At 67.3% G+C, this 1,002-nt stretch carries 1 protein-coding gene and 1 pseudogene; one reads left to right on the top strand and one right to left on the bottom strand.

Features of this window, described 5'->3' with window-relative positions; translation table 11 throughout:
* Positions 1 to 196 (bottom strand): annotated as a pseudogene (locus AB0H50_RS35660) (histidine kinase); the annotation flags it as partial.
* Positions 197 to 468: 272 nt separating this feature from the next.
* Between AB0H50_RS35660 and AB0H50_RS35655 the strand changes: the two are divergent.
* Positions 469 to 1,002, top strand: a 534-nt coding sequence (locus AB0H50_RS35655; RefSeq protein WP_357461707.1) for a hypothetical protein, incomplete at its 3' end; no start/stop codon positions are given.

Genomic DNA, 1,002 nt, shown 5'->3' with positions numbered 1-1,002 from the left:
TGGCATCGGTGGAGAACAGCAGCGGTCCCAGGAGGGTGACGGCCAGCACGATCCAGGGGCGTCGGTGTCGCTGTACGAGAGCTCCCGCTGCGACGAGGCCCAGCACGAACCCGAGTGCGTAGTTCCATTCGGGAACCGTGTTCGAGTCCGACGAGAGGCCCAGCGTCAGGAACGTGCAGAACAAGCTCAGTGTCACGGCAGCTGTGGTCCAGACACGCCGGCGCCACGCCGGCGGTCGTCGCAGCTCCTGAGCGGAAGTAACCATCACCTCGTGCACGCTACGCAATCCCGTGCCGCACCTACATGGTCCGAACGGTCCGCACAGCCGTAGCGATCGGCCCGAAAGGATGAGGTGGTCCGTCCGATCGGACGAGGTGCCGGACCGGTTGGGTCGGGTGAGCTGTTCACACCGGAGGAGCGGCACCGCCTGCTCCGCATCCCCAGCCCAGACCGATGAGGAGAAGTGTGATGACGCACCCGATCTCGTACCCCGCCGACCCGAGCCAGAACCCGCAGGGACGCCCGCCGCGTGCCAGGCGCCGGGTGTGGCCCTGGATCGTCGTCGGTGTGCCTGTTCTGCTGTTCGGCGCCTGCTCGATCGCCGTAGTCTCCAGCGTCGGCGGCGAGAAGGAAGCTACCGTGATCTCGGGACCCACCGGAGAGGAGGTCGTGGCAGACCGAGGGCCGGAATTCCCCGGCAAGCTCGACCACGACACCGCGGCAGTGGCCGGCGCCACCATCAGTCGCGACGACCTCGCCTACACCGTCGGGCCGCTCCAGGCCGTCGACTCGTTGCTCGGCAGCTATTTGTGCAGCGAGGTGACGATCGTGAACGTCGGCACCGCTGAGAACGACTTCAACGGATACACGGACTGGCATGTGCAGGACGCCGGTGGCGCGATCCGTGACTCCACGTTCGGCACCGACCGTCCGATGCTCCAGTCGGGCCGCCTCGCGCCGGGAGGGACAGCGACCGGAAACGTGTGCTTCGATGCTCGCTCC

Source organism: Nocardia sp. NPDC050793 (genome assembly GCF_040654065.1).
GTDB lineage: Bacteria > Actinomycetota > Actinomycetes > Mycobacteriales > Mycobacteriaceae > Nocardia.
The sequence above is the reverse complement of the archived record's forward strand: the minus strand, read 5'-3'. Positions and strand labels throughout refer to the sequence as shown.